The organism is Streptosporangium sp. NPDC003464 (genome assembly GCF_053588315.1).
On the sequence record NZ_JBSFPS010000025.1, the window covers coordinates 25,973 to 49,117 of the forward strand.

Consider the following 23,145-nt stretch of genomic DNA (forward strand, 5'->3'; position numbering starts at 1 on the left):
CGTGCCGGGCGAGCGGGGCCATGTCGGCGGGGCCCCTGGGCGGATGTCCTCAACGGGTGTGCGCGGCTTCGACGGCCAGGGGTCGATCCCGTCCTCGACCTGTGGGGCCGGTGTCTCCACTCATGTCGCGCCCAGACTCCACGCCCGGACTTTGCGGTCGTCGCCGCCGGCCACGGCGATGGTCGCGCCGTTCAGGGTCCCGACCGCCACCGAGTGGACCCATCCGGTGCCGCCGACGAGGGCTCTGCCGATCTGACGTCCTGCGGCCAGGTCCCACACCCGCACGGTGCGGTCATAGGCGCCGCCGGAGACGGCGACGGGCCGTCCCTCCAGGGTGCCGAAGGCCATCGAGCTGACGGAATCGGTGTGGCCGGTGAGCGGCCACCCTATCAACTCGCCGGCGGCCAGGTCCCATATCCGGATCTTTCTGGCGCTGCCGGTGACGGCGACGACCTTGCCGCCCAACGTGCCGAGCGCCAGCGACTGGATGGGGTCGGGACCGGTGAGGGGGCGGCCGACGCGTCGGCCCGTGGCCAGGTCCCACACGCGCAGGGTTCTGTCATAACTGCCGGTGACGGCGATGGTCCTGTCCCCCAGCGGATGGATCGCCGCTCCCATCACCGCGTCGGTGTGACCGGTGAGGGGCCGGCCGATCCGACGGCCCGCGGTCAGGTCGTAGACCCACATCGTGTAGCGGTCGTCGTAGCCGAAGACGGCGACGGCGTTGCCGTTCATCGTGCCCAGCGCGAGCACGCTGACCGCGTCGGTGTAACCGGTGACCGGCTCGCCGATCTGCCTGCCCGAGGTCAGGTCCCACACGTTGAGCGCGCCCCCGTTGTCTCCGCCTCTGCCCGCGTTGTCGCCGGTGATGGCGACGGGTGTGCCGTTCACCGTGCCGGTGGTCATCGTCCAGACGGAGCTGGGGACCCGGACCCTGCGGATCTGCCGGCCCGCCGCCAGGTCCCAGATCCGCAGCGTGTAGTCGTAGTCGGTGCCGGAGATCGCGACGGTCCTGCCGTCCACGGCGGCGATCGCCACGGCGCTGATCTCGCGGGTGTGCCCGGTGAGCGGGGGGCTGAGCGGGGTCCCGAACGGCGGTTGCGCCGTGCTCGGCGACGGTGTGGAGGTCTGCGCCCGGGCATGAGGCGTCGCGGGGGCGGATGCCGGCCGGCCGGATCGGCCCACGGCCGGCGACCCCGTCGTGGTGGTCTCCCGCTGCGTCGCGGGGGTCTCCCGCTGCAGGGTGCGGATGATCGCGGCGCCCCCGCCGACGACCCCCACCGCCGCGAGGGAGAGCAGGACGCGCCGTCGGGCCGGGCCGGCGGGCATCGTGGACGGCCGGCGGGAGGGGGCCATCGGCTGGTCGAGGTCGCCGCGCGCCGGTGGCGGCACGGGACCGGGGGGACGGGCGACGATGCGACCGGTCGAGTCTCCGGGGCCGGGGGCCGCCGCCGGCGCCCCGGGGGGTGCCGCCCGGGCGGGAGTGGCGTGTTCGCCGGTCAAGACGCCCAGCATGGCGGTGAGGGTGGGACGTGCGGCGGGGTCCTTGTCCAGGCAGGCGGCCAGCAGGTCGTCCAGCGGGGCGGGCACGCCGCTCAGGTCGGCCTGTCCCAGCACGATGGCGCCGATCACCGCCGTGGCGTCGTCGCCGGGGAAGGCCCGGCGGCCGGTGGCGGCGAACACCATGGTGGCCGCCCAGCTGAACACGTCACAGGCCGTGGTGGCCGGCTGGGAGGCGAACAGTTCGGGGGCCGTGTAGGCGGGGGTGCCGACGGGGCCGGAGCGGGTGGTGACCTGTTCCAGGGCCTGGGCGATGCCGAAGTCGATGACGACGGGACCCTCGGGGCCCATCACCACGTTGGCCGGTTTGAAGTCGCGGTGCACGATGCCGGCGCGGTGGACGGCGGCCAGCGCGGTGAGCGTGGTGACCGCCAGGCGCTCCAGCCCGCCCCCGGTGCGCGGCCCGTCGCCGGTGACCAGGTCCTGCAGGGAGGGGCCGAGTACGTACTCGCTGACCACGTAGGGGCGATCGCCGGTCATGCCCGTGTCGAGCACCCGGGCCGTACAGAAGGGCGCCACCTTACGGGCCAGGTCGATCTCGCGCAGGAAACGCCGGCGCACGCCGGGGTCGCGGGCCATCCGGGCGTGCAGCACCTTGATCGCGACCCGGCCGCCCGACGGGGAGTGCCCCAGGTAGACCACGCCCTGACCGCCTTCTCCCGCGACGGCGCTCAGGCGGTAGTCGCCGATCCGGCGGGGGTCGGTCTCACTCAGCGGGAACAGGTCGGCCACCGTTCACTCCGTGACCGCGTCGCGGGCGGGCGGCCCCTTCCGTGCTGCCCCCTCATGTGAAGGCTCCTTGACGCCGAGGCGGAAGCCGAGCATGTCGCACCACCGGCACCGCGTCAAGGAGCCTTCACATCGACGCCCGCACCCGCCGGAGAGCCGGGATCTCCATGCCGCCGCCCCGCTCCTCAGGGCGCTGAAAGCCTTCCGCGGATAGCATTTCTCGCGCTGGCAGAGTTTCCGCCCCATGCCTCCGGGAGGGCTCCTATGCGGTGGGTTCCGGCTTCATCGGGAGCGTCCCCCTGGCCGGCGGAGACCTTCCTGGCGCGGTTGCCGGAGCCGTCCAGGCGGACGCTGCTCGCGCTGGGGGTCATCCACACCTATCCCGCCGGTCACGTGATCGTCCGCCAGGGCGAGTCCGCGGACCTCGTCTCCGTCGTCGTGCACGGCCTGGTCAAGGTGACCGCCCGTACGGAGAACGGCCGGGAGTCCCTGCTCGCGGTGCAGGTCAGGGGGGACGTGGTCGGCGACATGGCCGTGCTGGACGGGTCGACGCGCTCGGCGGACGTGGTCACCTGCGGAGTGACCGTCGTCCGATTGATCAAGGGTGAGGTCTTCCTCGGTTACCTCCGGCGGCATCCCTCCGCCGCGCTCACCCTCAGCACCTTGATGGGCGACCGGCTGCGCTGGGCGAATCAGCGGCGGCTGGAGTTCGCCGGATACGACAGCGACATCTGCCTGGCCCGCCTGTTGCTGGCCGTGCTCGCCCGGCACGGCCGGACCGGACCGGAGGGCACGGATCTGGGCGTCCCGCTGACCCAGGTCGAGCTCGGCGGCCTGATCGGCGCCAAGGAGAGCACCGTCCAGAAGATCCTGCGTGACCTGTCGGCGCGCGGGCTGGTCCGCACCGGCCACCGGCGAGTCACCGTCACCGACCTTCCGGGCCTGGCGGCCTTCGCCGACCTCGGCCCGCCTCCCCCGGGTGAAGGCCAGGCGTAGGCCGACCGGCAGGCACGGGACAGGGCGCGGGCCGCGACCGCGCGGCCGCGTGGCGCGGGGCTCCGGGAGACCGGTGAGGGCGGAGCGGGGTTCCGCGATCCGCTCCGCCCTCCGCGGGCGTCAGCCGGTCAGCGCCGTCAGCGCCAGCCAGGCGACGGTGGCGATGGGCATCAGAACCATCCACGGCAGGCACCGCCGGATCCGCTCGTGCTTGTGCAGCGCGACGTCGGCGAGAGTGGAGATCAGTGACCACACCTCGCGCTGCTGCCTCACCGCGTCGGCCGGCGACGGCACCCCGTCCGTCCGCACCAGACCGAACCTGTTGGGCCCGGCCGGGCCGGTGAGGCGGGGACGCAGCGCGGCGACGAGATGGTGGCCCGCGACGAGGAACCCGGCCGTGAAGAGCAGGACCACGATGACCGCGGCGACCGCCAGTGGCGGACCGCCCGTCCAGGCCTTGCCCATGCTGCCGATCTGAGTGGCGGCGACGGCGGTGAAGCCGAGATGGACGGTGGCCGTGGTGGCCAGCTTGCTGTCGGCCTGCTGGACGTAGCCGTGGAAGATGGTGAGTGTCTGCAGTGCGACATTGAGGGACTCGGCCGCGCTCAACTCGTTGTTCGCTTTGCGTCGCACCATCGGGACCTCCGCGGAAGCAGGGCTGCTCGGACACCTCCAGCTTCAGATCTCCCGTGGCGGGCGGATCCGCATTTCCGCTGCTTTTCCGTCTTTTCTTGGTGAACTGCTTCTCCACCCTGACCCCACCTGGCGCCCGGCGGTCACCGCCGGCCCCCCACGACGGAGCCCATCATGACTTCCCGGTTCATACGGCTGACGGCCGCGCTGCTCATGGTGGTGCTCAGCGCCGTCCCGGCCCTCCCCCATCCCGTGGCGGCCCCGGACGAGTCCAACGGCGGCGTGCGGATCATGCCGCTCGGCGACTCCATCACCGACGGCTTCAACGTCCCCGGCGGCTACCGTGTCAACCTGTGGAGGTCGCTGGCCGACGCCGGCCACCTCGTCGACTTCGTGGGCTCGGGCTTCAACGGGCCCGCCGAGCTGGCCGACCACGACCACGAGGGTCACCCCGGATGGCGGATCGACGAGATCGACGCCCAGGTCTCCGGGTGGATCGGGGCGGTGTCACCGCGGACGGTGCTGCTGCACATCGGCACCAATGACATCGTCCAGAACCGAGACCTGGCCGGCGCGCCCGCCAGGCTCTCCGCCCTCATCGACCGCATCGCCGCGGCGGCCCCGCAGGCCGAGCTGTTCGTCGCCACGATCATCCCGCTGGCCGATCCCGTGCTGGAGGCCCGGGCCGTCGCCTACAACGCCGCGATCCCCGGCATCGTCCGGAGCAAGGCCGCCGCGGGCGGGCACGTGCACCTGGTCGACATGCACGCCGCCGTCACCACCGCCGACCTGGCCGACGGGGTGCATCCCAACCGCACCGGCTACGGCAGGATGGCCTCGGCGTGGTACGCCGCGCTGTCCTCCGTACCCGGAAGCGCCGGGGAGGCCGGCGCCCCGCCGGCGAGACGGCGTCCGGGGCCCGCGGGCCCTGCGGCCCGCTGACCCCACCGGCCGCCCGGTCGCGCGGGACGCCTCACACGGCGGCGCCTCACGCGGCGGCGCGTCACACGGCGGCGCCACACACAGCGGTGCCACACGCGGCGGCGCCTCACGTGATAGGGATGACCGGTGAAGAGCAAGCGTCGGGGACCGGGCGAGCTCGCGTTCTATCCGTGGCTGCTGCTCGCCTATCCGCCGGTCCGTGACCTCGTCGAGGGGACGGCCCGGCCGGTGGTCCCGGCAGCGCTGTGCCTGGCCGCCTTCGCCGCCCTCTACACGCTGTCGGTCGCCCTGTCCTTCCGCGACCGTCGCGGCGCGGCGGCGGTCGCGCTCGCCGCGCTCCTCCTGGTGACCTTCCTGCTGGCCCGGTCCGTGGAGAGCTGGTTCTACCTGGCGCCACTGACCACCATCGCCTGCGGGGTGGTGGTCCGGGGCAGGGCGGCCTACACCGTCCTCGTGGCGCTGACGGCCGCGATGGTCCTGCTGATGTGGCGCGCGGGGGCCGGTGGGGAGCAGATCTCCGTGGCCGTCTGGGGGGCGGCCGCGGGCGGCCTGGTGGTCAGCGTCGTCCTGAAGCTCTTCTCCGTGATCGCCGAGCTCCACGAGGCCCGTGAGGAGCTGGCCCGCGCGGCGGTGGCCGAGGAGCGGCTCCGCTTCTCCCGGGACCTGCACGACCTGCTCGGGCACACGCTGTCGGTGATGGTGGTGAAGGCGGAGGCCGTACGGCGCCTGGCCCCCCGTGACACGGAGGCGGCGGCACGGCAGGCCGCCGACATCGAGACCATCGGCCGACAGGCGCTGACCGAGGTCAGGGCCGCGGTCACCGGCTACCGCGGCCGTGGCCTGTCCGCCGAGCTGGCCGCCGCGCGCACGGCTCTGACCGAGGCGGGCATCGCCGCCACGGTGGCCGTTCCCGCGGCGGCGCTCGCCCCGGAGGCCGACGCCCTACTGGGCTGGGCCGTACGGGAGGGGGTGACCAACGTCATCCGCCACAGCGCCGCCCGCACCTGTGAGATCAGGCTGGACGGGACCATCCTGGAGATCCACGACGACGGCCGGGGACCCGGCGGCTCCGGCTCCGGCAACGGCCTGCGCGGCCTGGCCGAACGGGCGGTGGCCCTGGGCGGGACGCTGGAGACGAGCGCCGGGGACGGCTTCCTGCTGAGGGTGACGATTCCATGATCAGAATACTGCTGGCCGAGGACCAGGGCATGATGCGCGGCGCGCTGGCCATGCTCCTGGAGCTGGAGGAGGACATCGAGGTGGCGGCCACGGTCGGCACTGGGGACGAGGTCGTCCCCGCCGCGCTGCGGACACGTCCCGACGTGGCGCTGCTGGACATCGAGATGCCGGGGATCAGCGGCCTGGACGCCGCCGCCGAGCTGCGGGACCGGCTGCCCGGCTGCCGGGTGCTGATCCTGACCACGTTCGGCAGGCCCGGTTACCTGCGCCGGGCGATGGAGGCCGGGGCAGCCGGGTTCCTGGTCAAGGACGGGCCGGTCGAGGAGCTGGCCACGGCGGTCCGCCGGGTCCTGGCGGGCGAGAAGGTGATCGACCCCGCCCTGGCGGCGGCCGCGCTGAGCACCGGCGCCAACCCCCTGACCGGCCGGGAACGGGACGTGCTGGCCGCCGCGGCCGACGGCGCGACGATCGCCGACATCTCGCTCCGGCTCCGCCTGGCGGAGAGCACGGTCCGCAACCACCTGTCCGCCGCGATCGGCAAGACCGGCACCCGCAACCGCATCGAGGCCGCCCGCAGCGCCCGGCACAACGGCTGGCTGTAGGCCGCCGCCGCGGTCATCCGGCCGGACCGCCGTCCGACGGCCCGGCCGGAGCTCGAGACCGGACCACCCGTCCGGCGGCCCGGCCGGGGCTCAGGGCTCCGCCGGCTCCCACACGGGCCCCTCGGCCCAGTCGCGGATCGCCTGGAAGGTCCGCTCCGCGATCAGCTCCTGGCCCGCGGCGTTGGGATGGAAGAAGTCCCATTTGCTGACGTGGCTCAGCGTGAACGGGGCGGTGAAGACGGCGTTGCCGTCGAACCTGCAGGTCGGGCCGTAGGCGGCGCAGATCCTGGCCAGGGCGGCGTTGTAGGCGGCGACCCTGTCGTGCACCCGCTGGCGGCGGGCCCGGTCGGCCGGGGCGGTCGAGGTGGGCTTGGCCAGCATGGTGGGGCAGATCCGGCCGATCGCCCAGAATCCGCGTGCCACCAGGTTGTCCTTGCCCACGCGCCACAACCGCTTGAGGTCGGGGACGCTGGCCAGGAACACCCTGCCCGCGGGCCGCCCCTCCCGGAACCGCTGCAGCGCCGCGGCCACCCGGCTCTGGTAGAGCGCCACCGGGGTCATCCGCTGCTCGTCGGACATGCACGCGTCCTGGGCGCCGACCAGGACCGTCACGTAGTCGGCGCGCGCGGCGACGGCCCTGGCCATCTGCCCGGGGAGGTCGGCGCTGGTCGCGCCGGGGACGGCGAGGTTCACGTTGTGCCCGGCGATGCCGTCGTCCAGGCTCCGGAGCCTGGTGTAGTGGCTCTGGACGGACCGGCTGTCACCCGAGGACCAGGAGCGGCCGAGGCAGGGGACGTACCAGCCGCAGGCGTTGAACCCGGCGCTGATCGAGTCTCCGACCGCGGCCATCACCACCGGGTGCCACGGCTCGGCGGCGAGCGCCGCCGGAGGGATCGCCCAGGTGACCGTGGACACCACGATCCCTGTGAATGCGGTCACAGTCTTGCAGGCCATGGCACCTCCGGCTGAGAGATCGGGTCTGCATCGGATGTATCACCGCAGGACAGCGCGGTGCCCTCCATTGACCGAGTGCCTTGGCTTTCTTGACAGAGCGTGGCGGGCGTGCAGAGTGGGGGACACCCGCCGAACACGTTCAGTTTCCCGCATAGAGTGTTCCGGGTGAGTGTCGCGCTCGGATTGAACCGTCCCCTCGTGGTGAGAACCACCCTCGTCGGCGACCCCGGCGACCTGCTCGCGCGACTTCCCGAGGCCGCCCCCTATGCCTGGATCAGGCACGGTGAGGGTCTGGTGGCCTGGGGAGAGGCCGCACGTGTGGCTGTGCCACCCGGCCCCAGGCGTTTCGAGTGGGCTCGCGACTGGCTGTCGGCCACCTTCGGCGAGGCCCACGTCGACGACGACGTGGGCGCCCCCGGCTCGGGCCCGCTCGCCTTCGGCTCGTTCACCTTCGACCCGGACGCCCCGGGCTCGGTCCTCGTCGTGCCGCAGGTCGTCCTCGCCCGCCGCGAGGGCCGCGCCTGGCTGACCACCCTCGGCGAGGAGCGGCTCGACCTGGTCGCCCCGCTCCGCGACCCCGGCAGGATCCGCTACGGCGACGGCAGCCTGACCGCTCCCGAGTGGGAGCACGCCGTGGCGCGGGCCGTCCGGCAGATCAGGTCGGGGCGCCTGGAGAAGGCCGTGCTCGCCCGTGACCTGACCGCCACGGCCGAGCGGGAGATCGACGTCCGCCTGCTGCTGTCGCGCCTGGCCGCCCGCTATCCCGGCTGCTACACCTTCTCCTGCGCCGGGCTGGTCGGCGCCACCCCCGAGCTGCTGGTCCGGCGCACCGGTGAGACGGTCGACTCCCTGGTGCTGGCCGGCACGGTCTCCAGGGGCACCGACGAGGCCGACGACATGGCGCGGGGCGCCGCCCTGTTCGCCTCGGACAAGGACCGCTACGAGCACACCTGCGCGGTGGAGTCGGTCCGGGAGGCACTGGCCCCGCTCTGCTCGGAGCTGAAGGTGCCCGAGGAGCCCGAGCTCCTGGTCCTGTCCAACGTCCAGCACCTGGCCAGCCCGGTGACCGGGCGCCTGTCGGCCGGCACCTCGGTCCTGGACGTGGTGGCCGCCATGCACCCGACGGCCGCCGTCGGCGGCACGCCCACCGGGACGGCGCTCGACGTCATCCGCGAGCTGGAGGGCATGGACCGCGCCGGCTATGCCGGCCCGGTCGGCTGGATCGACGCCCGGGGCGACGGCGAGTGGGGCATCGCGCTGCGCTGCGCCCAGATCGAGGGCCGCCGGGCCCGCCTGTTCGCCGGCTGCGGCATCATGGGCGACTCCGTGCCGGCCGCGGAGCTCGCCGAGGCCCAGGCCAAGCTCCGGGTGATGCAGTACGCCCTGGAGGGCTGAGCGCCGCGCGCACGCGGATGCGGCGCGGGGGGACGGAGCCGGGGACGCCCGCCCCCTCCCGCGCGGGAGGGGGTCCGGGTCATGAGGGGGAAGGGCCGGACCGCTCCGCCATGCGCGCCACGGCCCTGGTCCGGTATTCCTGGGCCTGCCGGTGCGAGGGGACCAGGGTGAGGACGGCGTCGAACTCCCTTATCGCCCCGGCGTAGTCGCCGGCCCAGTAGTCCTCCAGCGCGGTGCGGTAGTGCCTGCCCGTGGCGCCGATGTCGTTCCGCACCGCGTTCCGGCCGAGGAGCTCCCGGATGAGCGCGGAGGAGGCCACGAAGTTGAACGGCTGCCTCTCCTCCGAGAGGTTGAAACTGATCAGCCCTATCGCCCTGGCGGAGGACGTCTCCACGACGGGTCCTCCGCTCATGCCGTCCGAGACCGGCGCGCTTATCTCGTAGACGGGCACCCCTCCCCTGGTGTCCCGCGCGCTGACCTTTCCGTCCTTGTTGCTCGGCTCCAGCGTCCGGTCCGTCACCCTGCTCTTGCTGCCGGAGTAGCCGATCGCGAGGACGGGCAGCCCTATCTCGACCACGCCCTCCGGGGCGACCTCGATACCCGTCAGGTTCTCGCTCTCGATCTTCAGCAGCGCGACGTCTCCCTCGCCGACGGGTTCGAACATGAGCACGCGGGCGCGTTTCTGCACGTAGTCGCTGGCGTCCAGGGAGTCGACGCCCTGCTGGACGCGGACCTCCCGGTCCGCCGGCGTCCCCGCCGTCTGTCCCTCGACGACCCAGTCGCCGACGAGCTCTCTGTCCAGCTCCTCTTTGGTGTGCTTGTTCCCCTCTTTCCGTTCCTCTTTTATCACCGTGTCGAAGAATATGCGGGAAGCGCCATCGATACCGGGATCGACGCAGTGGCCCGCGGTGACGATGTATCCGTCGGGGTTGACCACGAATCCGGTGCAGGTGGAGGTGAACCCGATGAGCCGGCTCTTCCATATTTTCCCGGTCGACAGGTTCCGGAGATAACCGGACCAGTTCGTCTTTATGTAGACGATGGACGGGCGGACCAGGGCCGAAGTGCGCTCTTCGGGGGTGGTCGCCGGAAGGGAGCGGCCGGGGACCGGACGGCCCGGCGCGGACGAGGACGCCGGAGATGACGGAGCGGCCGGAGCGGTCCCGGTGGCCGGCGCGGACGGCGCGGTCTCGGTGGCCGGAGAGGTCCCGGTGGCCGGAGGGGTCCGCGGCGCCGGTGGGGCCTGCGAGGTGGCGCCGCTGCCGCATCCCGCCGCCGCGAGCGACGTCGCCGCCAGCGCCGAGGCGACTACGCGCAGGGGTCCGTCCATGGCATGCCAGCCTCCTTCTCCGGCCGACCCATGAGCTCTCCCCCCCGTCGCCCTCCGCCGCCACCGGCTCGCGGCCTCTTAGATCCTCTCACCCGGCCCCGGGCCCACGGCCTGTCGGCGTGGGATATTGAACGGCCCGGGAAGGCTTTTTGGCCGACGAAGTCACGTTGTATTCACATATTTTGAACCGCCGGCCGCTGAAACAGCCGCCGCTCATCCCTCCGCCGGGCCGAGCCTCCTGGCCGACTCGGCCTCCTGTGCCAGCCGCCGGAGGGAGCCCAGCACCGTGTCGCCGACTGCGGTCCACACCACTACCGCCTCGGCCATCGCGGCCGGGTCGGGCCGGCGCAGGATGGCCTCCACCTCGACGGCCGCCAGGCGCTCGGCCACCTCGGCGTACTCCCGCAGGATCGGCGCGAAGTCCTCCTGGCCGAGGCGGTGGAGCGCGGCCAGCGCGTCGGCGAGGGTCCGCCGGGCGGGGTTGGTCGGCTTCACCGCCCAGCCACGTCCGTCGATCAACTCCTCCACCCGGCCGGCCGCCCACCGCCCCGCCTCGTCGGGCTCGGCGGGCTCCTCCTTGCGCGGGGTCAGCGCGTACTGCGCCTTGCCGAGGACCCCGAGGTCGGTGACCTGGGAGTCCATCAACACGAGCACCTCGCGGGCCGCGGCGATGGACAGGCCGCCGGCCTCGACCAGCGCCCGCACCAGCTTGATCCGCCTGAGGTGGTCCTCGTCGTACTGCGCCTGGTTGGGGCCGGTGCGCTCGCCCTGGGAGACGAGGCCTTCGCGCATGTAGAACTTGATCGTGGGGATCGGGACCCCGCTCCGCCGGCTCAGCTCGCCGATCCGCATGATTCTCCCTCTGCCTCGTCCGCGGTTATCAGTATTACTGCTTACCGGTTCCGATGGAGTGCGGATCGGGCCGGACGGGCGCCGCGTGGCCTGCCGGCGCCGCCGGGACCCCCGGCACCGGTCCGGCCGGCGCCCGGCGGGCCCTTGTCACCCCGTTCGTCGCTACGCGTGGTGCTTCCCCTTGCGCCGGTCCGTCAGCCGGACCACGACGAAGACCACGACGGCGAGCACCACGACGCCCAGCACGGCCTTGGACAGGATCCCGGCGTAGTCCTCGACCAGCGACCAGTTCTCCCCGAGCAGGTAGCCGGCCATCACGAAGGCCGTGTTCCAGATGAGGCTGCCCAGCGTGGTGAGGAGGGTGAAGACCGTGATCGGCATGCGCTCGACCCCCGCCGGGATCGAGATGAGGCTGCGGAAGATGGGGATCATCCGGCCGAAGAAGACCGTCTTCCTGCCGTGCCTGGCGAACCAGGCCTCGGTCTTCTCGATGTCGGAGACGCTGATCAGCGGCAGCTTCGCAGCGATGGCCACCACCCGTTCGCGGCCCAGCAGCGCCCCGATCCCGTAGAGTGCCAGCGCGCCGACGACGGACCCCAGGGTGGTCCAGAGGACGGCGTCGAACAACGTCATGTTCCCCTTGCTGGCGGTGAACCCGGCCAGCGGCAGGATCACTTCGCTCGGCAGCGGCGGGAACAGGTTCTCGAGCGCGATCGCCACCCCGGCCCCGGGCGCGCCCAGGGTCTCCATAAGATTGATCGCCCACCCGGCGATCCCGCCAACGTTGGTTGCACTCATGGCGACAAGGCTAAAGAGGTTTGAATACGCCAGAAATGAGGGCGACCGTCGGACCCGCCCCGCAGCACCCCACCACGCGGGGTGCGGAAAACCTCAGGTCCCGGCCGCGCGGTCCCGATATCCGGACCGTCCGCGCAGGTGATCAGGGGGTCCCCGGGGTTCCCGCACGTCAGCGCCCCACCTGCCGCCACCGGCCGGACGGCGGGCCGGCCCGGGGACCGGGCGCCGTCCCCGGCCGGGCGGGCCCCGACCGGCCGGTCGCCGTAAAGTTCCGCGATCGCCTGTGATCCATCCCATATTTTTCCGCCCGGCCGGGCGGCTGCCCCGGAGGCGGCCGGTCGGCGGAAGGCCGCCCCGGCCCTCGCCGGGGAGGCTCAGATCTTCCTGAGATAGACCCTCTCCCCGGCCCCGACCTCCGCCCGGCCGGCCGTGTGCGTGGCGACCCAGCCGGGGAAGACGGGCAGCTCCGCCTCCCGCACCGCGATCCGGAAACCGACCTCGGCGCCGTAGACGACCTCCCTGACCTCGTACGGCGAGGCGCGCAGGTCGTTCTCCAGGCGCCCGGCCTGAACATGGTCCACGGTCACCGACATGACCCTGGCCGGCACCATCTCGACCAGGGGCGTCAGGTCCAGTGTCTTGCCGACCGACGAGCCGTACGCCCGGACCAGACCGCCCGCGCCCAGCTTGACCCCGCCGAAGTAACGCGTGACCACCGCCACCACGTCGCCGAGCCCGCGGCGCAGCAGCGTCTCCAGCATCGGGGTCCCGGCGGTGCCGCCGGGCTCCCCGTCGTCGTCGGCCTTCTGGACCAGCCGGTCCCCGCCGATCACGTAGGCGGAGCAGTTGTGCGTGGCGTCGCCGTACAGCCGCCTGCGCCCGGCCACGAACCGCCGGGCCGCCTCCTCCGAGGCCGCCGGGGCGAGCGCGCAGATGAAGCGGGACCGCTTGATCTCGATCTCGTGCTCCATGACGTCTTCCAACGTGAGGTACGGCGCGGCCATCCCGACAGGCTACCGGCGAGGGCGGATCGCCCGGGCGGACGGCCCGGGCTGTGCGGAGCGCCCAGGGGCGGCGCGGCGCCCTGGCATACCTTCGCCGCATGAGCTTCCGAACCGCCATGGACATCGGCGGCACCTTCACCGACGTCGTCCGCTACGACGAACGGACCGGCGGCGTGGTGGCCTCCAAGGCGCCGACCACGCCGGGGAACCTCGCCGAGGGCGTGTTCTCCGCACTGGGCCGGGTCGTGGACGACCCGGCCGAGATCTCCTTCTTCGTGCACGGCACCACCCAGGGGCTCAACGCGCTGCTGGAGCGCAAGGGCGCCCGGGTGCTGCTGGTCACCGGGGAGGGCGCCCGGGACGTCTACCGCATCGCCCGCGGCAACCGGGACCGGATGTTCGACCTGCGCTACCGCAAGCCCGAGCCGCTGGTCCCCCGCTCGGACGTGGTGGAGGTCGCCGGGCGGCTGGACTGGCGCGGGGAGGAGATCGTCCCCCTGGACGAGGACGCCGTCAGGGCCGCGGGCCGGCGCGCCCGCGACGGGGGCTTCGACGCGGTCGCCCTCTGCCTGCTGTTCAGCTACGTCAACCCCGCCCACGAGATCCGCGCGGGCGAGATCCTGGCCGAGGAACTGGGCGAGGACGTCCTCGTCGTCCTCTCCCACGAGGTGGCCCGCGAATGGCGCGAGTACGAGCGGACCTCCTCCGCGGTGCTGGAGGCGTACACCGGGCCGGTGGTCCGCCGTTACCTGGCCGGCATCGAGGAACGGTTCGCCGAGCGGGGCCTGACGGTCCCGGTGCACGTCATGCAGTCCTCCGGCGGCCTGGTCAACGCCTCCTACGCGATGCGGCGGCCGCTGCAGACCCTGCTGTCCGGTCCGGTCGGCGGCACCATGGGCGGCGTCGCGGCGGCCCGGCTCCTGGGCCGGCCCAACGCCATCTGCGTGGACATGGGCGGCACCTCCTTCGACGTGTCCCTGGTGGTCGACGGCAGGCCGGACATCAGCGCCGAGGCACGCGTCGAGGGCTTCCCCGTGCTGATGCCGATCGTGAACCTCCACACGATCGGCGCGGGCGGCGGCTCCATCGCCTACGCCGAGGCCGGCGCGCTGCGGGTCGGCCCCGAGTCGGCGGGGGCCGTCCCCGGGCCGGCCTGCTACGGCAGGGGCGGCGTCCAGCCGACCGTCACCGACGCCAACGTGGTCCTCGGCCGGGTGGACCCGGCCTGGTTCGCCGGCGGGCTGATGACCCTGGACGTCGAGGCCGCCCACCGGGCCGTGGCCGGCCTGGCCGACGAACTCCACCTGGAGACGCTCCAGACCGCCGAGGGCGTCTGCAGCGTGGCCAACGCCAAGATGGCCCAGGCCATCCGGACCCTCACCGTGGAGCACGGCGTCGAGCCGCGCGAGTTCGCCCTGGTCGCCTTCGGCGGCGCCGGCGCCATGCACGCGGTCTTCATCGCCCGCGAGCTCGGCGTCTCCGAGGTGGTCATCCCCCGCTTCCCCGGCGCGTTCTCGGCCTGGGGCATGCTGGAGGCCGACGTCCGCCGCGACCTGAGCCACCCCTACTTCCGCGCGGGCGAGAAGCTGGACGGCGCCGACATGGCGGCCCGGCTGGCGGACCTGCAGGCCCAGGCGCTCGACGCGCTGGCCGGGCAGGGGGTGGCGGGCGGCCGGATGCGGGTCGAGCACGCGGTGGACATGCGCTACGAGGGCCAGGACTACACCCTGACCATCCCCCTGGAAGGCGCGGACGAGCCGGGCGCGCCCGGCTTCCCGGAGCGGATCGCGGCCCGCTACGCCGAGGCGCACACCAGGCGGTACGGCCATGCCACCCCTGAGGCGCCGGTGGAGTTCGTGGCGCTGCGCAGCACCGGTTTCGGCGTTTTCCCCCGGGCCGCCGCCACCCACGCCGCCCAGCCGGACGACGGGCCGCGGACCGTACGGGATGTGATCTTCGACGGCGAGGCGCATCCCACCCCCGTGCTGCGCCGCGGCGCGCTGGAGGGGGAGCTCACCGGCCCGGCGATCGTCGTGGAGGAGACGGCGACCACGGTGATCCCGCCGGGCTGCGTGGCCTCGGTGGACGACAACGGATTTCTGGTCATCAAGGTGGGAGGGGCCAAATGATCGACCCGGTGACCACGGAGATCATCCGCTGCGCGCTGCTGCAGGCGGCCGAGGACATGAACACCACCCTGATCAGGTCCTCCTACACCCCGGTGATCTACGAGGCGAAGGACTGCGCGGTCGCCCTGCTGGACCGCGACCACAACGTGCTCGGCCAGTCCTCCGGCCTGCCGATCTTCCTGGGCAACCTGGAGGTCTGCACCCGCGAGACCGAGCGCCTGCACGGCCGCCAGGTGTGGCGCGAGGGCGACGTGTGGATGCTCAACGACTCCTACATCGGCGGTACGCATCTCAACGACGTCACCGTCTACGGACCGATCTTCGTCGACGGCGAGCTGGCCGGCTTCGCCGCCTCCCGCGCGCACTGGCTGGACATGGGCTCCAAGGACCCGGGCGGGTCGATGGACTCCACCTCGATCTTCCAGGAGGGGCTGCGCCTGGGCCCGGTCAAGATCTACGAGGACGGCGCGGCCTGCGCGGACCTGCACCAGGTGATCGCCCGCAACGTGCGCTTCCCGCACGCCACCCTCGGCGACATGCGGGCCCAGGTGGCCTGCGTGACGACCGGGCGGCGGCGCCTGGCCGAGATCGTCTCCCGCTGGGGCCTCGACACGGTGACGGCCGCCCGGGATGAGATCTTCGCGCAGACCGAGCGGCTGGAGCGGGCCGCGATCGCCGCCGTCCCCGACGGCGTCTACCGGGCCGGCGGGTTCCTGGACAACGACGGCATCGACCTGGCCACCCCGCTGCCGGTGAACGTCACCGTGACCGTGGCCGGCGAGAACGTCACGGTGGACCTCACCGACTGCGCCGACCAGGCCACCGGCCCGGTCAACTGCGGCGCCGCCCAGGCCGTGGCAGCCGTCCGGGTCGCCTACAAGCTCCTGGTCAGCGGCGAGGTGCCGCTCAACGGAGGCTCCTTCCGCCCGCTGTCGGTGGCGACCCGCCCCGGCTCGATGCTCGCCGCCGAGTCTCCCGCCGCCTGCCAGTACTACTACTCCCACCTGGGCCTGGTCATCGACCTGGTGGTCAGGGCCCTGGCCCCGGCGCTGCCCGGCAGGGCCGCGGCTGCCAGCTACGGCGACTCCCTCATCGTCCAGATGTCCGGTGTGGACCCGCGCACCGGCAAGCTGTACGTCTCCCAGGAGGCGACCGTCGGCGGCTGGGGCGCCTGGGAGGGCGGCGACGGCGAGACCTGCCTGATCAACAGCGTCAACGGCTCCCTGCGCGACATGCCGATCGAGGTCCTGGAGACCCTCTTCCCGGTCCGCGTCACCCGGTACGAGATCCGTCCGGACACCGGTGGCGCCGGCCGCTGGCGTGGCGGCCACGGCGTCGTCCGGGAGTACGAGTTCGACGCGGACACCTCGCTGTCGCTGTGGTTCGAGCGCTCGGTCACGCCCGCCTGGGGGCTGGCCGGCGGCGGTGCCGGGGCCCCGCCGCGGGTCACCCTCAACCCGGGCACCGCCGGCGAGCGCGAGATGCTCAAGGTCAACGCCCTGCCGGTCCGCAGGGGCGACGTGCTGCGCTGCGAGTCGGGCGGCGGCGGCGGGTACGGCCCGGCCGGACTCCGCGACCGCTCGGCCACGGCCCGCGACCTCGCCGAGGGCGTGGTCACCGCCGCCGGCCCGTCCCGGGGCCGTCAGCGCAGCACGTGGCAGGCCAGGTGAAGGGCGAGACGGGAGGCCGGGTCGTCGATGTCGAAGCCGGCCGCGCGGATCCGGTCGAGGCGGGTGGTGACGGTGTTGCGGTGGACGCCGAGGCGCTCGGCCGCGCGGGAGGCCCCTCCCTCGTCCAGGACGGCGGCGAGGGTCTCCAGCAGCGTCCCCTCCCGGTCCACCTCCAGCAGCGGGCCGAGGATCACCCGCGCCTGGGCGCGGAGCACACCGGCGGGCAGCGCGGCCAGCAGCCTGGCCGGCCCCAGCCGGTCGGCGCGGGCGACCTCGCCGGCCGGGGAGGCGGCCGCGGCGGCCTCCGCCCCGAGAAGTGACTCCTGCATGCCGCTCAGATCGGGCACCCGGGCGCCGACCCCCGCCGAGCAGGGGATCGGCATGGCCGCGAGGCACTCGGCCAGGCGGCCGGCGAGCCGGTCGGGAGGCAGGTCCGACCAGCCCGCCCAGCTCCCGCCCCGCGACAGCACGGGGCCGGGGCCGAGGATCGTGGCGATGACCGATCCGGCCGTCCCGGTCTCGTCCCGCCCGCCGCCGACGGGCCGGACGGCGTATCCGGTGAGCGGCCCGCCGACCGGCCAGCCGAGGGCGACCGCGCGGGCGAGCGCCCCGTCCGCCTCCGCACCGGGCCCGTCGCCCGCGCTCCCCGCGCCGCCGACCGGTCCGCCCGCCCCTTGACCGGCCGCCCTCTCGTCACCGGCCGCTTCATCCGGTTCACCCGGGCCGGGCCCGTCGCCGGCGGGCCCGGCCGTCCCCGCGTCCTGGCCGGTCACCGTCCCGCCCCCGGCCACCGCGGGGGCCTGCGGCCGCGAGGCGGCCTGGGCCAGCAGCCGGGTGGCGAGGGCCGACCGGACGGCCGCGTCCCGCTCGGCGGCGAGCCGTCCGGTGGCGGCCCAGGCGGCCAGCGGGGCGGCCGCCAGGGACAGGACCGCGCCCACCACGGACGGCCAGCCGGGCGAGCGGAAGGGACCGCAGGCCACCAGCACCCCCAGCGGCCTGCCCTCCGCGTCGGGCACCTCCACCTCCGCGAGCGGGCTCCCCTGTCCCCGGCGGCCGGCCAGGTGCGAACCGTAGGGATCCAGGAATGCCACGGCGGTCCCGGCCAGCTCGGCGTTGAGCACCCCGAGCACCCGCCGGGCCGACCCTCCCGCCTCCGCCAGCCGGGTGGCGCAGCGGGCCACCAGCTGGGTCCTGGCCGCCTCCGGGCGGGCCGCGGCCGACGCCACCCGCACCGCTGTCACCAGCGGATCCTCGTCAACGAAGATCACCGTTACGCCGAGCCGTTCGGCCAGCACCGCGCCGGACCCGGCCAGCCCTCCCGCCGACGAGGTGATCACGCACGCCGCGGCCTGCTCCCAGGCCCGGCGCATGGCCATCTCCACCGCCCAGCCGCCGCTGGCGGCGGCGCCGATCAGCACCACCGCGGTGTGCGGGAGCACCGCCCCGAACACCGCCAGGTCGTCGACGATGCGGACCTGACGCACCGGGTTCTCGCCCGTGCCGTACATCCGGGCCCCGGCCAGTGGGCCGCCGTTGACCAACTCGGCCACCGTGACCGGGGTGGCCCACCCCGGACGCTCCCTCAGCTCGGCCATCGCGCCTCCCCCGACCTCCCGTCCCGCCTCACAACGGCACCCCGAACGCCCGCAGCCCGCCCAGCGCCCGGCCCTCCTCGGTGTGCCAGACCGGCGCGGCCCGCACCACCATGACCTCCACCTCCAGGCCCGGATACGCCTTGTCGACGTCCACCACCACCCCGTCCAGCGTCGAGATCATGCAGATCTGGTCGGGCGCCATGGCCGCCACCGCGCCGTCGGCGAGCGCGAGCACGACCTCGTTGTGCGCCTCCAGCCGGACCAGCCTGCCCAGCCCCTCGGTCTCCTGGACCACGATGCTGGACGGCAGCGACGGCAGCGACCGGTCCCCGCCGTAGCCGGTGCTTCCCCCCACCTCGGCGATCCGGCCCCTGCACAGGGTCCGCACGCCGTACGGCGCGGCGAGGGAACGCGGGGCACCCGGGACGCCCGCCGCCAGCAGGCGGCCGACCGTGCCGGGGACCACGACGCGCGACAGGACCTCGGCGGGCATCGGGTAACAGGCGGCCAGCGCCCAGCCGCCCAGGGCCAGGACCAGGGGGCGGGCCAGCTCCTCCACCCGGCCGGACCCGGTGTCGAGCCCGACCAGGTCCCCGGTGGGACCGGCGAGTTCGAGCGGCGTGGCGGCGACCCCGCCCAGGGTGTAGGTGGTCTGCTCGATCAGCGGGAACACCCGCCCGGTGCCGTCGCCGTCCACCAGCGGCACGCCCAGCAGCGCCGCGGTGATCACCGGCAGCAGCGCGTTCTCCGCGGCCAGGTTGAGCGCCACGACCGCGCCGGCCCGCCGGCCGAGCCGGCGCTCCAGCGCGTGGACCACCCGGCGGGGCTCGTCCCCCCGGGGCAGTTGCTCGCCGAGCGCCGTGGTGGAGCCGTAGAGGCTGACCGCGACGCAGAGCGTCTCCGGCGGCAGGGCTCCCGCGTCGACCACCGGCACCCCGGCGCCCAGCACCGACGCGGCCCAGTCGAGCGCGACCTGGAAGGACGAATCGGCCGCGCCGGTGGCGAACAGCCGCGACCCGGCGGCGAAGGCGGCGAGCGAGCCGGAGTCGATCACGCCGATCCCCCTCCCGGCGTCACCATGGAGCTCCCGGCGTCACCACGCAGACGGTGGCTCATGGGGGCGCTCCCTCCGCCTTCACCTGCACCCGGTAGAGGCCGTCGGGCAGGTAGGAGAGCGGGTTCACGACCGTGGTGGCGACACGGGCGGATCCGGGGGCCGCTCCGGCGCTCACCACGCGGGTCAGCGCCTCGTCGCGGGCGTCGTCGATCGCCCGGTCGAGCTCGGCGCGGCCCCGGGCGTGCACGATCCGCTCCACCTCGGCGGTGGGCCCGGCCAGCGCCGCCCCGTAGGCCACGGCCAGCTCCGCCCGCTCCGGCACCTGCCAGCCCGGGCCCGCCTCCCGCGCGCGGGGCCCCACCGCGACGCCCCCCGGAGCCTGCACGGACATCGGCAGCGGCACGTTGACCGGGACGCCGGTGTCGCGCCGCCCCCCGGTCCTGGGTACTCCCCCGGCCACGAGACCGGTGCGCACCCTCGTCCCCCGCTCCTGGACCGCGGTGTCGGCCAGCCCGGCCAGCGCCGCGCCGCCGCGCAGCGCGCAGGTGAAGGCGCCCAGATAGCAGACCAGCGGGTAGCGGCGGAAGTAGGGGGCGGAGACCAGGCCCGTCCCGGTCCTGGCGAACAGCAGCGGCGTCCCCGGGAAGTCACGGGCCATCCGGCCGGTGATCCGGTCCGCGATCCGGTCGGCCTCCGGGCCGAGCGCCGCGTTCAGGATCGCGCTGTTCTCCCGCTCCCGCAGCCCGGCCCGGCCGAACTCGTACGACAGGGTGATCCGCGCCCCGGGCACCTCGGCCGTGATGATCTCCGCGACGGCCAGCTCGTGATCGGCCACCACCGGCGAGCCGGTCGCGGTCACCGCGAAGTCCGTCAGGCCGCATCCGGCGGCGAAGCGGGCCACCGCGCCGACGTCCAGCTCGGCGATCGGCCGCCCGGTGAGGCTGTGACCGCCCCGGACGACCGTCGCCGCCCCCGAATCCGGCGGCCAGCCCACCAGGGGGCCGAGGCCCGGCGGGCACGGCCCGGCGACCCTGATCGCCGCGACCCGCGCCCGCCGTACCGTGTCGAGGTCCACCGCGACCGACACCGCCCGGGCCGCGCCGGCCGGCTCCGTCAGGGCACCGTCCCGGACGGCCGCCACCACCGGCGCGGGCCCTCCGAGATCGACACCGAGGATCATTCCAGGCCGCGTCCCTCGGTCTCCGGCAGCGGTACGGCCAGCAGCGCCGTCACCACCATGAACGCGTTGATCACCAGCATGGTCGCGGTGAAGCCGGTGGCGTGGGCCAGCAGCACCCCCACCGCGGACGGGGCGACGGTGGTGGCCACCAGCTGGGAGGCCGTCGCCCACGAGTAGCCGGTGCCGCGCAGCGCGGTCGGGTAGAACTCGCCGTTCCAGGTGTTCCACACGCCCCAGGCGCCCAGGCTGAAGAACGACAGGACGAAGTTGCCCACGTAGAGGCCGGTCATCGTGGACGCGGTGGCGAAACCCAGCCCGCCGAGGGCCGCGGCCACCACGTAGACCAGGAAGACCTTCTTGCGGCCGAAGCGTCCGGTGAGCAGCGACGCGCTGACGTAGCCGGGGATCATCATGAGCGCGCTGAGCGCCGCGAAGCCGAGGCTCGCGTCCATGCTCAGGCCCTTCTGCTGCAGCAACGTGGGCAGCCAGGTCTGCAGGCCCCAGTAACCCCAGTTGAAGGCGGAATTGAGCAGCAGCATCACCACGGTGATCATGCGGAGCCTGCCGCGCAGCAGGTCCAGCGGGTGGCCGGCGCGCTCGGTGGTGACCGTGAAGACCGCGTCGGCGTCGGGGCTGCCCAGCGCGCGCAGCACCGCCCGCGCCTCGTCCTGGCGGCCCCTGGCGGCCAGCCAGTAGGGCGACTCGGGCACCCAGGCCCTGATCGCGAACGCCCACAGGCCCGCCACCGCGCTGGCGACGACGACCACGTGCCATCCGAGGTCGCCCAGCCAGACCGAGGCGCCGATGGCGGCCAGCATGCCGATCGGCCAGCCGATCGACAGGTAGACCGCCGCCCGGCCCCGGCTCCTGGTGGGCAGCAGCTCCAGGAAGTAGGGGAAGGTGACGGTGTAGACACCCGCCAGGGCGAGCCCCGAGGCCACCCGCAGCGCGATCAGGGTCTCCACGTTCGGCGCGAACGCCGAGGCCAGCGCGATCACCCCGTAGGCGGCCAGGGACCAGAAGCAGGCGGGCCGGCGGCCGATCCGGTCGGCGACCGGCCCCCACACCAGCGCGCCGGGGATCATGCCGAACGCGACGGCCGACAGCACCAGTCCGATCCCGGCCTCGTCGACGCCGAAGGCCGTGCCGAGATCTCCGGACACGTAGATGAGGGCGAGCTGTTCCCAGGACTCGATGACGAACGCGACGAACAGCGCCAGCGCGATCAGGACGTGTCTGCGGGTGAACGGCATCCGGTCGAAGGCGGCGCCGATGGGCAGCGTCCGGGTTTCGGTGGCGGTCATGGGGCTCCTCGGGAGGGGGGCGCGAAGTCTTGCCGCACCATAGGTCCAGCCCCCTCCGGAAGAACTGTGCACTCCGCCCGCCGGACCGGGCACCAGGCGTGCAGCAGGCCCTGCCGCTTCAGGATATCCGCAGGTCAGACCGTGTTCTCATGGATGTGCACGATGAGCCACTCCCCCTCGACGAGCCGCAGCACCGCGGTGGTCCGCACGATCTCCGGCTCGCCCTCGGCGAAGTCCACGCGGAGCAGGTAGCGGGCCAGCGCCGTCTCCCCCCAGACGTCGACGACCTCGTCGTGGGCGCGTACCCCGGTCTCCTGCGGGCCGTCGGCGGGCCGGGCGTCCCGGACCTTGTCCAGCTGCGCCAGGCTGGTGATCAGCGTGGGGTCCGCCGAGTCCCAGATCGTCGCCTCCGGGTGCAGCAGCCGGTCGATCCCGGCCCGGTCACCACGCCCGTAGGCGTCGTACATCGCGGTGATGACCGCCCAGGCGGCTTCGCGTGCCACTTTCACATCTCCCTTGCAGAGTGGTTGTCTTCACACGGTATGGGTATACCGGAGCGCCCCCTCCCCTTTACAAAGTAGATCCATCGTAGGAGGTCCGGCGCCCGGGCGGCTCCACGCGACGCCGGCCGATGCCTGCCGGCACAGACATGCCGTCAACGCCCTCCGCCGTTCCCGCACCCCGAACAGCTCAGGACTCACCCGCCTGGACCGCGCCGGCAGCCGCACGGGGGGCGGGGCGCCTGGTGTCCACGTTGCCGGTCAAGGTCTTGAGGACGCCGGGTAGTTCCGCCACCGTTTCGGCGGGCAGACCGGTCACGGTCTCCTCCGCCAGGGCGCACCACAGCTGCTTGACCTGGTCGGCGAGCGCCCTGCCGCTGTCGGTGAGTTCGACGACGCTGGCGCGCTTGTCGGAGGGGGCGGGTCTGCGACGGATGTGGCCGGCGGCTTCGAGCTTGCGCGTCATGAGCGTGACGCTGGGCGGCTCGCAGCCGAGCGCCTCGCTGAGCTGGGCCTGGATCATCGGGCCGGTCCGGGCGAGTTCGAGCAGGAGCGCCTCCTGCCCGGGGTGCAGGCCGAGCGGGGCCAGCAGCGCGGCGGCCCTGGCCCGATGGCGCAGGCTCAGCAGGCGGATGGCCTGGTTGAGGGCGTCGGCTTGCTCGAAGTCCATGGGCTCTCCTTGACCAGATTAGTTATGTGCGTAATATTTATCCGCGTAACTAATCTTACATGACAT

At 73.7% G+C, this 23,145-nt stretch carries 20 protein-coding genes; 7 read left to right on the forward strand and 13 right to left on the reverse strand.

Annotation, left to right across the window (positions count from 1 at the left end; all coding sequences use genetic code 11):
* Positions 1-120 precede the first annotated feature (120 nt).
* Positions 121-2,292, reverse strand: coding sequence for a WD40 repeat domain-containing serine/threonine protein kinase (locus ACWDS7_RS08505; protein WP_451928708.1), 2,172 nt, complete (start codon positions 2,290-2,292; stop codon positions 121-123).
* A gap of 261 nt (positions 2,293-2,553) precedes the next feature.
* Here ACWDS7_RS08505 and ACWDS7_RS08510 point away from each other — a divergent pair, with 261 nt between their 5' ends.
* The gene (locus ACWDS7_RS08510; RefSeq protein WP_451928709.1) at positions 2,554-3,285 is read left to right on the forward strand and encodes a Crp/Fnr family transcriptional regulator; all 732 of its coding nucleotides are present in this window, start codon (positions 2,554-2,556) and stop codon (positions 3,283-3,285) included.
* A 120-nt stretch (positions 3,286-3,405) separates the two neighbouring features.
* On the opposite strand, the gene ACWDS7_RS08515 is transcribed toward ACWDS7_RS08510, so the two are convergent.
* Positions 3,406-3,921, reverse strand: a complete 516-nt coding sequence (locus tag ACWDS7_RS08515; protein ID WP_451928710.1) for a hypothetical protein — start codon at positions 3,919-3,921, stop codon at positions 3,406-3,408.
* A gap of 171 nt (positions 3,922-4,092) precedes the next feature.
* Between ACWDS7_RS08515 and ACWDS7_RS08520 the strand changes: the two genes are divergently transcribed.
* From ACWDS7_RS08520 to ACWDS7_RS08530, 3 genes are all read left to right on the forward strand, one after another.
* Complete coding sequence (locus tag ACWDS7_RS08520; protein WP_451928711.1) at positions 4,093-4,860, forward strand: SGNH/GDSL hydrolase family protein; 768 nt, start codon at positions 4,093-4,095, stop codon at positions 4,858-4,860.
* Positions 4,861-4,986: 126 nt separating this feature from the next.
* Positions 4,987-6,039: a sensor histidine kinase gene (locus tag ACWDS7_RS08525; RefSeq protein ID WP_451928712.1), complete on the forward strand. Its 1,053-nt coding sequence runs from the start codon at positions 4,987-4,989 to the stop codon at positions 6,037-6,039.
* Positions 6,036-6,641, forward strand: a complete 606-nt coding sequence (locus tag ACWDS7_RS08530; protein WP_451928713.1) for a response regulator — start codon at positions 6,036-6,038, stop codon at positions 6,639-6,641. The genes ACWDS7_RS08525 and ACWDS7_RS08530 overlap by 4 nt, the downstream gene beginning before the upstream one ends.
* 90 nt (positions 6,642-6,731) lie before the next feature.
* Here the strand turns inward: ACWDS7_RS08530 and ACWDS7_RS08535 are convergent, their stop codons facing one another.
* Entirely contained in the window at positions 6,732-7,580 is an 849-nt protein-coding gene (locus tag ACWDS7_RS08535; protein WP_451928714.1) for an SGNH/GDSL hydrolase family protein, read from the reverse strand.
* Between the two features lie 180 nt (positions 7,581-7,760).
* Between ACWDS7_RS08535 and ACWDS7_RS08540 the strand changes: the two genes are divergently transcribed.
* On the forward strand, positions 7,761-8,990 hold the full coding sequence (locus ACWDS7_RS08540) for an isochorismate synthase (RefSeq protein WP_370879764.1): 1,230 nt from the start codon (positions 7,761-7,763) through the stop codon (positions 8,988-8,990).
* A 79-nt stretch (positions 8,991-9,069) separates the two neighbouring features.
* Here ACWDS7_RS08540 and ACWDS7_RS08545 read toward each other — a convergent pair whose 3' ends face one another.
* The 4 genes from ACWDS7_RS08545 to ACWDS7_RS08560 all read right to left on the reverse strand — a co-directional run bounded on the left by ACWDS7_RS08545 (position 9,070) and on the right by ACWDS7_RS08560 (position 12,974).
* On the reverse strand, positions 9,070-10,320 hold the full coding sequence (locus tag ACWDS7_RS08545) for a S1 family peptidase (protein ID WP_451928715.1): 1,251 nt from the start codon (positions 10,318-10,320) through the stop codon (positions 9,070-9,072).
* A gap of 213 nt (positions 10,321-10,533) precedes the next feature.
* The gene (locus ACWDS7_RS08550) at positions 10,534-11,172 is read right to left on the reverse strand and encodes a MerR family transcriptional regulator (protein WP_306874441.1); all 639 of its coding nucleotides are present in this window, start codon (positions 11,170-11,172) and stop codon (positions 10,534-10,536) included.
* A gap of 162 nt (positions 11,173-11,334) precedes the next feature.
* Positions 11,335-11,970: a DedA family protein gene (locus ACWDS7_RS08555; RefSeq protein WP_306874444.1), complete on the reverse strand. Its 636-nt coding sequence runs from the start codon at positions 11,968-11,970 to the stop codon at positions 11,335-11,337.
* 374 nt (positions 11,971-12,344) lie between these two features.
* Entirely contained in the window at positions 12,345-12,974 is a 630-nt protein-coding gene (locus ACWDS7_RS08560) for a YigZ family protein (RefSeq protein WP_451928716.1), read from the reverse strand.
* Positions 12,975-13,072: 98 nt separating this feature from the next.
* On the opposite strand from ACWDS7_RS08560, the gene ACWDS7_RS08565 reads away from it, so the two are divergent.
* Both ACWDS7_RS08565 and ACWDS7_RS08570 read left to right on the forward strand, forming a co-directional pair.
* Complete coding sequence (locus ACWDS7_RS08565) at positions 13,073-15,103, forward strand: hydantoinase/oxoprolinase family protein (protein ID WP_306874448.1); 2,031 nt, start codon at positions 13,073-13,075, stop codon at positions 15,101-15,103.
* Entirely contained in the window at positions 15,100-16,773 is a 1,674-nt protein-coding gene (locus ACWDS7_RS08570; RefSeq protein ID WP_451928717.1) for a hydantoinase B/oxoprolinase family protein, read from the forward strand. The genes ACWDS7_RS08565 and ACWDS7_RS08570 overlap by 4 nt, the downstream gene beginning before the upstream one ends.
* Here ACWDS7_RS08570 and ACWDS7_RS08575 read toward each other — a convergent pair.
* From ACWDS7_RS08575 to ACWDS7_RS08600, 6 genes are all read right to left on the reverse strand, one after another.
* Positions 16,746-18,368, reverse strand: coding sequence for a PucR family transcriptional regulator (locus ACWDS7_RS08575; RefSeq protein WP_451928718.1), 1,623 nt, complete (start codon positions 18,366-18,368; stop codon positions 16,746-16,748). The genes ACWDS7_RS08570 and ACWDS7_RS08575 overlap by 28 nt on opposite strands.
* Before the next feature lie 28 nt (positions 18,369-18,396).
* Entirely contained in the window at positions 18,397-19,422 is a 1,026-nt protein-coding gene (locus ACWDS7_RS08580) for a DUF917 domain-containing protein (RefSeq protein WP_451928719.1), read from the reverse strand.
* A 58-nt stretch (positions 19,423-19,480) separates the two neighbouring features.
* Positions 19,481-20,605, reverse strand: a complete 1,125-nt coding sequence (locus ACWDS7_RS08585; protein ID WP_451928720.1) for a hypothetical protein — start codon at positions 20,603-20,605, stop codon at positions 19,481-19,483.
* A complete protein-coding gene (locus tag ACWDS7_RS08590; RefSeq protein WP_451928721.1) occupies positions 20,602-21,909 on the reverse strand; it encodes an MFS transporter in 1,308 nt (435 codons plus the stop codon). The genes ACWDS7_RS08585 and ACWDS7_RS08590 overlap by 4 nt, the downstream gene beginning before the upstream one ends.
* A 134-nt stretch (positions 21,910-22,043) precedes the next feature.
* Positions 22,044-22,412 (reverse strand): nuclear transport factor 2 family protein, encoded by a 369-nt coding sequence (locus ACWDS7_RS08595; protein ID WP_451928722.1) that lies wholly within the window; start codon positions 22,410-22,412, stop codon positions 22,044-22,046.
* 187 nt (positions 22,413-22,599) lie between these two features.
* Positions 22,600-23,079 carry a MarR family winged helix-turn-helix transcriptional regulator gene (locus tag ACWDS7_RS08600; RefSeq protein ID WP_451928723.1) on the reverse strand — a complete coding sequence of 160 codons (480 nt, stop codon included), beginning with the start codon at positions 23,077-23,079 and terminating at the stop codon, positions 22,600-22,602.
* Positions 23,080-23,145 lie beyond the last annotated feature (66 nt).

What these genes read in the sequence shown, in the direction of transcription:
- ACWDS7_RS08550 (WP_306874441.1), bottom strand. Translation starts at nt 11,172, where the DNA reads ATGCGGATCGGCGAGCTGAGCCGGCGGAGCGGGGTCCCGATCCCCACG.
- ACWDS7_RS08570 (WP_451928717.1), top strand. Translation starts at nt 15,100, where the DNA reads ATGATCGACCCGGTGACCACGGAGATCATCCGCTGCGCGCTGCTGCAG.
- ACWDS7_RS08515 (WP_451928710.1), bottom strand. Translation starts at nt 3,921, where the DNA reads ATGGTGCGACGCAAAGCGAACAACGAGTTGAGCGCGGCCGAGTCCCTC.
- ACWDS7_RS08530 (WP_451928713.1), top strand. Translation starts at nt 6,036, where the DNA reads ATGATCAGAATACTGCTGGCCGAGGACCAGGGCATGATGCGCGGCGCG.
- ACWDS7_RS08600 (WP_451928723.1), bottom strand. Translation starts at nt 23,079, where the DNA reads ATGGACTTCGAGCAAGCCGACGCCCTCAACCAGGCCATCCGCCTGCTG.
- ACWDS7_RS08520 (WP_451928711.1), top strand. Translation starts at nt 4,093, where the DNA reads ATGACTTCCCGGTTCATACGGCTGACGGCCGCGCTGCTCATGGTGGTG.
- ACWDS7_RS08590 (WP_451928721.1), bottom strand. Translation starts at nt 21,909, where the DNA reads ATGACCGCCACCGAAACCCGGACGCTGCCCATCGGCGCCGCCTTCGAC.
- ACWDS7_RS08565 (WP_306874448.1), top strand. Translation starts at nt 13,073, where the DNA reads ATGAGCTTCCGAACCGCCATGGACATCGGCGGCACCTTCACCGACGTC.
- ACWDS7_RS08560 (WP_451928716.1), bottom strand. Translation starts at nt 12,974, where the DNA reads ATGGCCGCGCCGTACCTCACGTTGGAAGACGTCATGGAGCACGAGATC.
- ACWDS7_RS08585 (WP_451928720.1), bottom strand. Translation starts at nt 20,605, where the DNA reads ATGATCCTCGGTGTCGATCTCGGAGGGCCCGCGCCGGTGGTGGCGGCC.
- ACWDS7_RS08510 (WP_451928709.1), top strand. Translation starts at nt 2,554, where the DNA reads ATGCGGTGGGTTCCGGCTTCATCGGGAGCGTCCCCCTGGCCGGCGGAG.
- ACWDS7_RS08575 (WP_451928718.1), bottom strand. Translation starts at nt 18,368, where the DNA reads ATGGCCGAGCTGAGGGAGCGTCCGGGGTGGGCCACCCCGGTCACGGTG.
- ACWDS7_RS08555 (WP_306874444.1), bottom strand. Translation starts at nt 11,970, where the DNA reads ATGAGTGCAACCAACGTTGGCGGGATCGCCGGGTGGGCGATCAATCTT.
- ACWDS7_RS08545 (WP_451928715.1), bottom strand. Translation starts at nt 10,320, where the DNA reads ATGGACGGACCCCTGCGCGTAGTCGCCTCGGCGCTGGCGGCGACGTCG.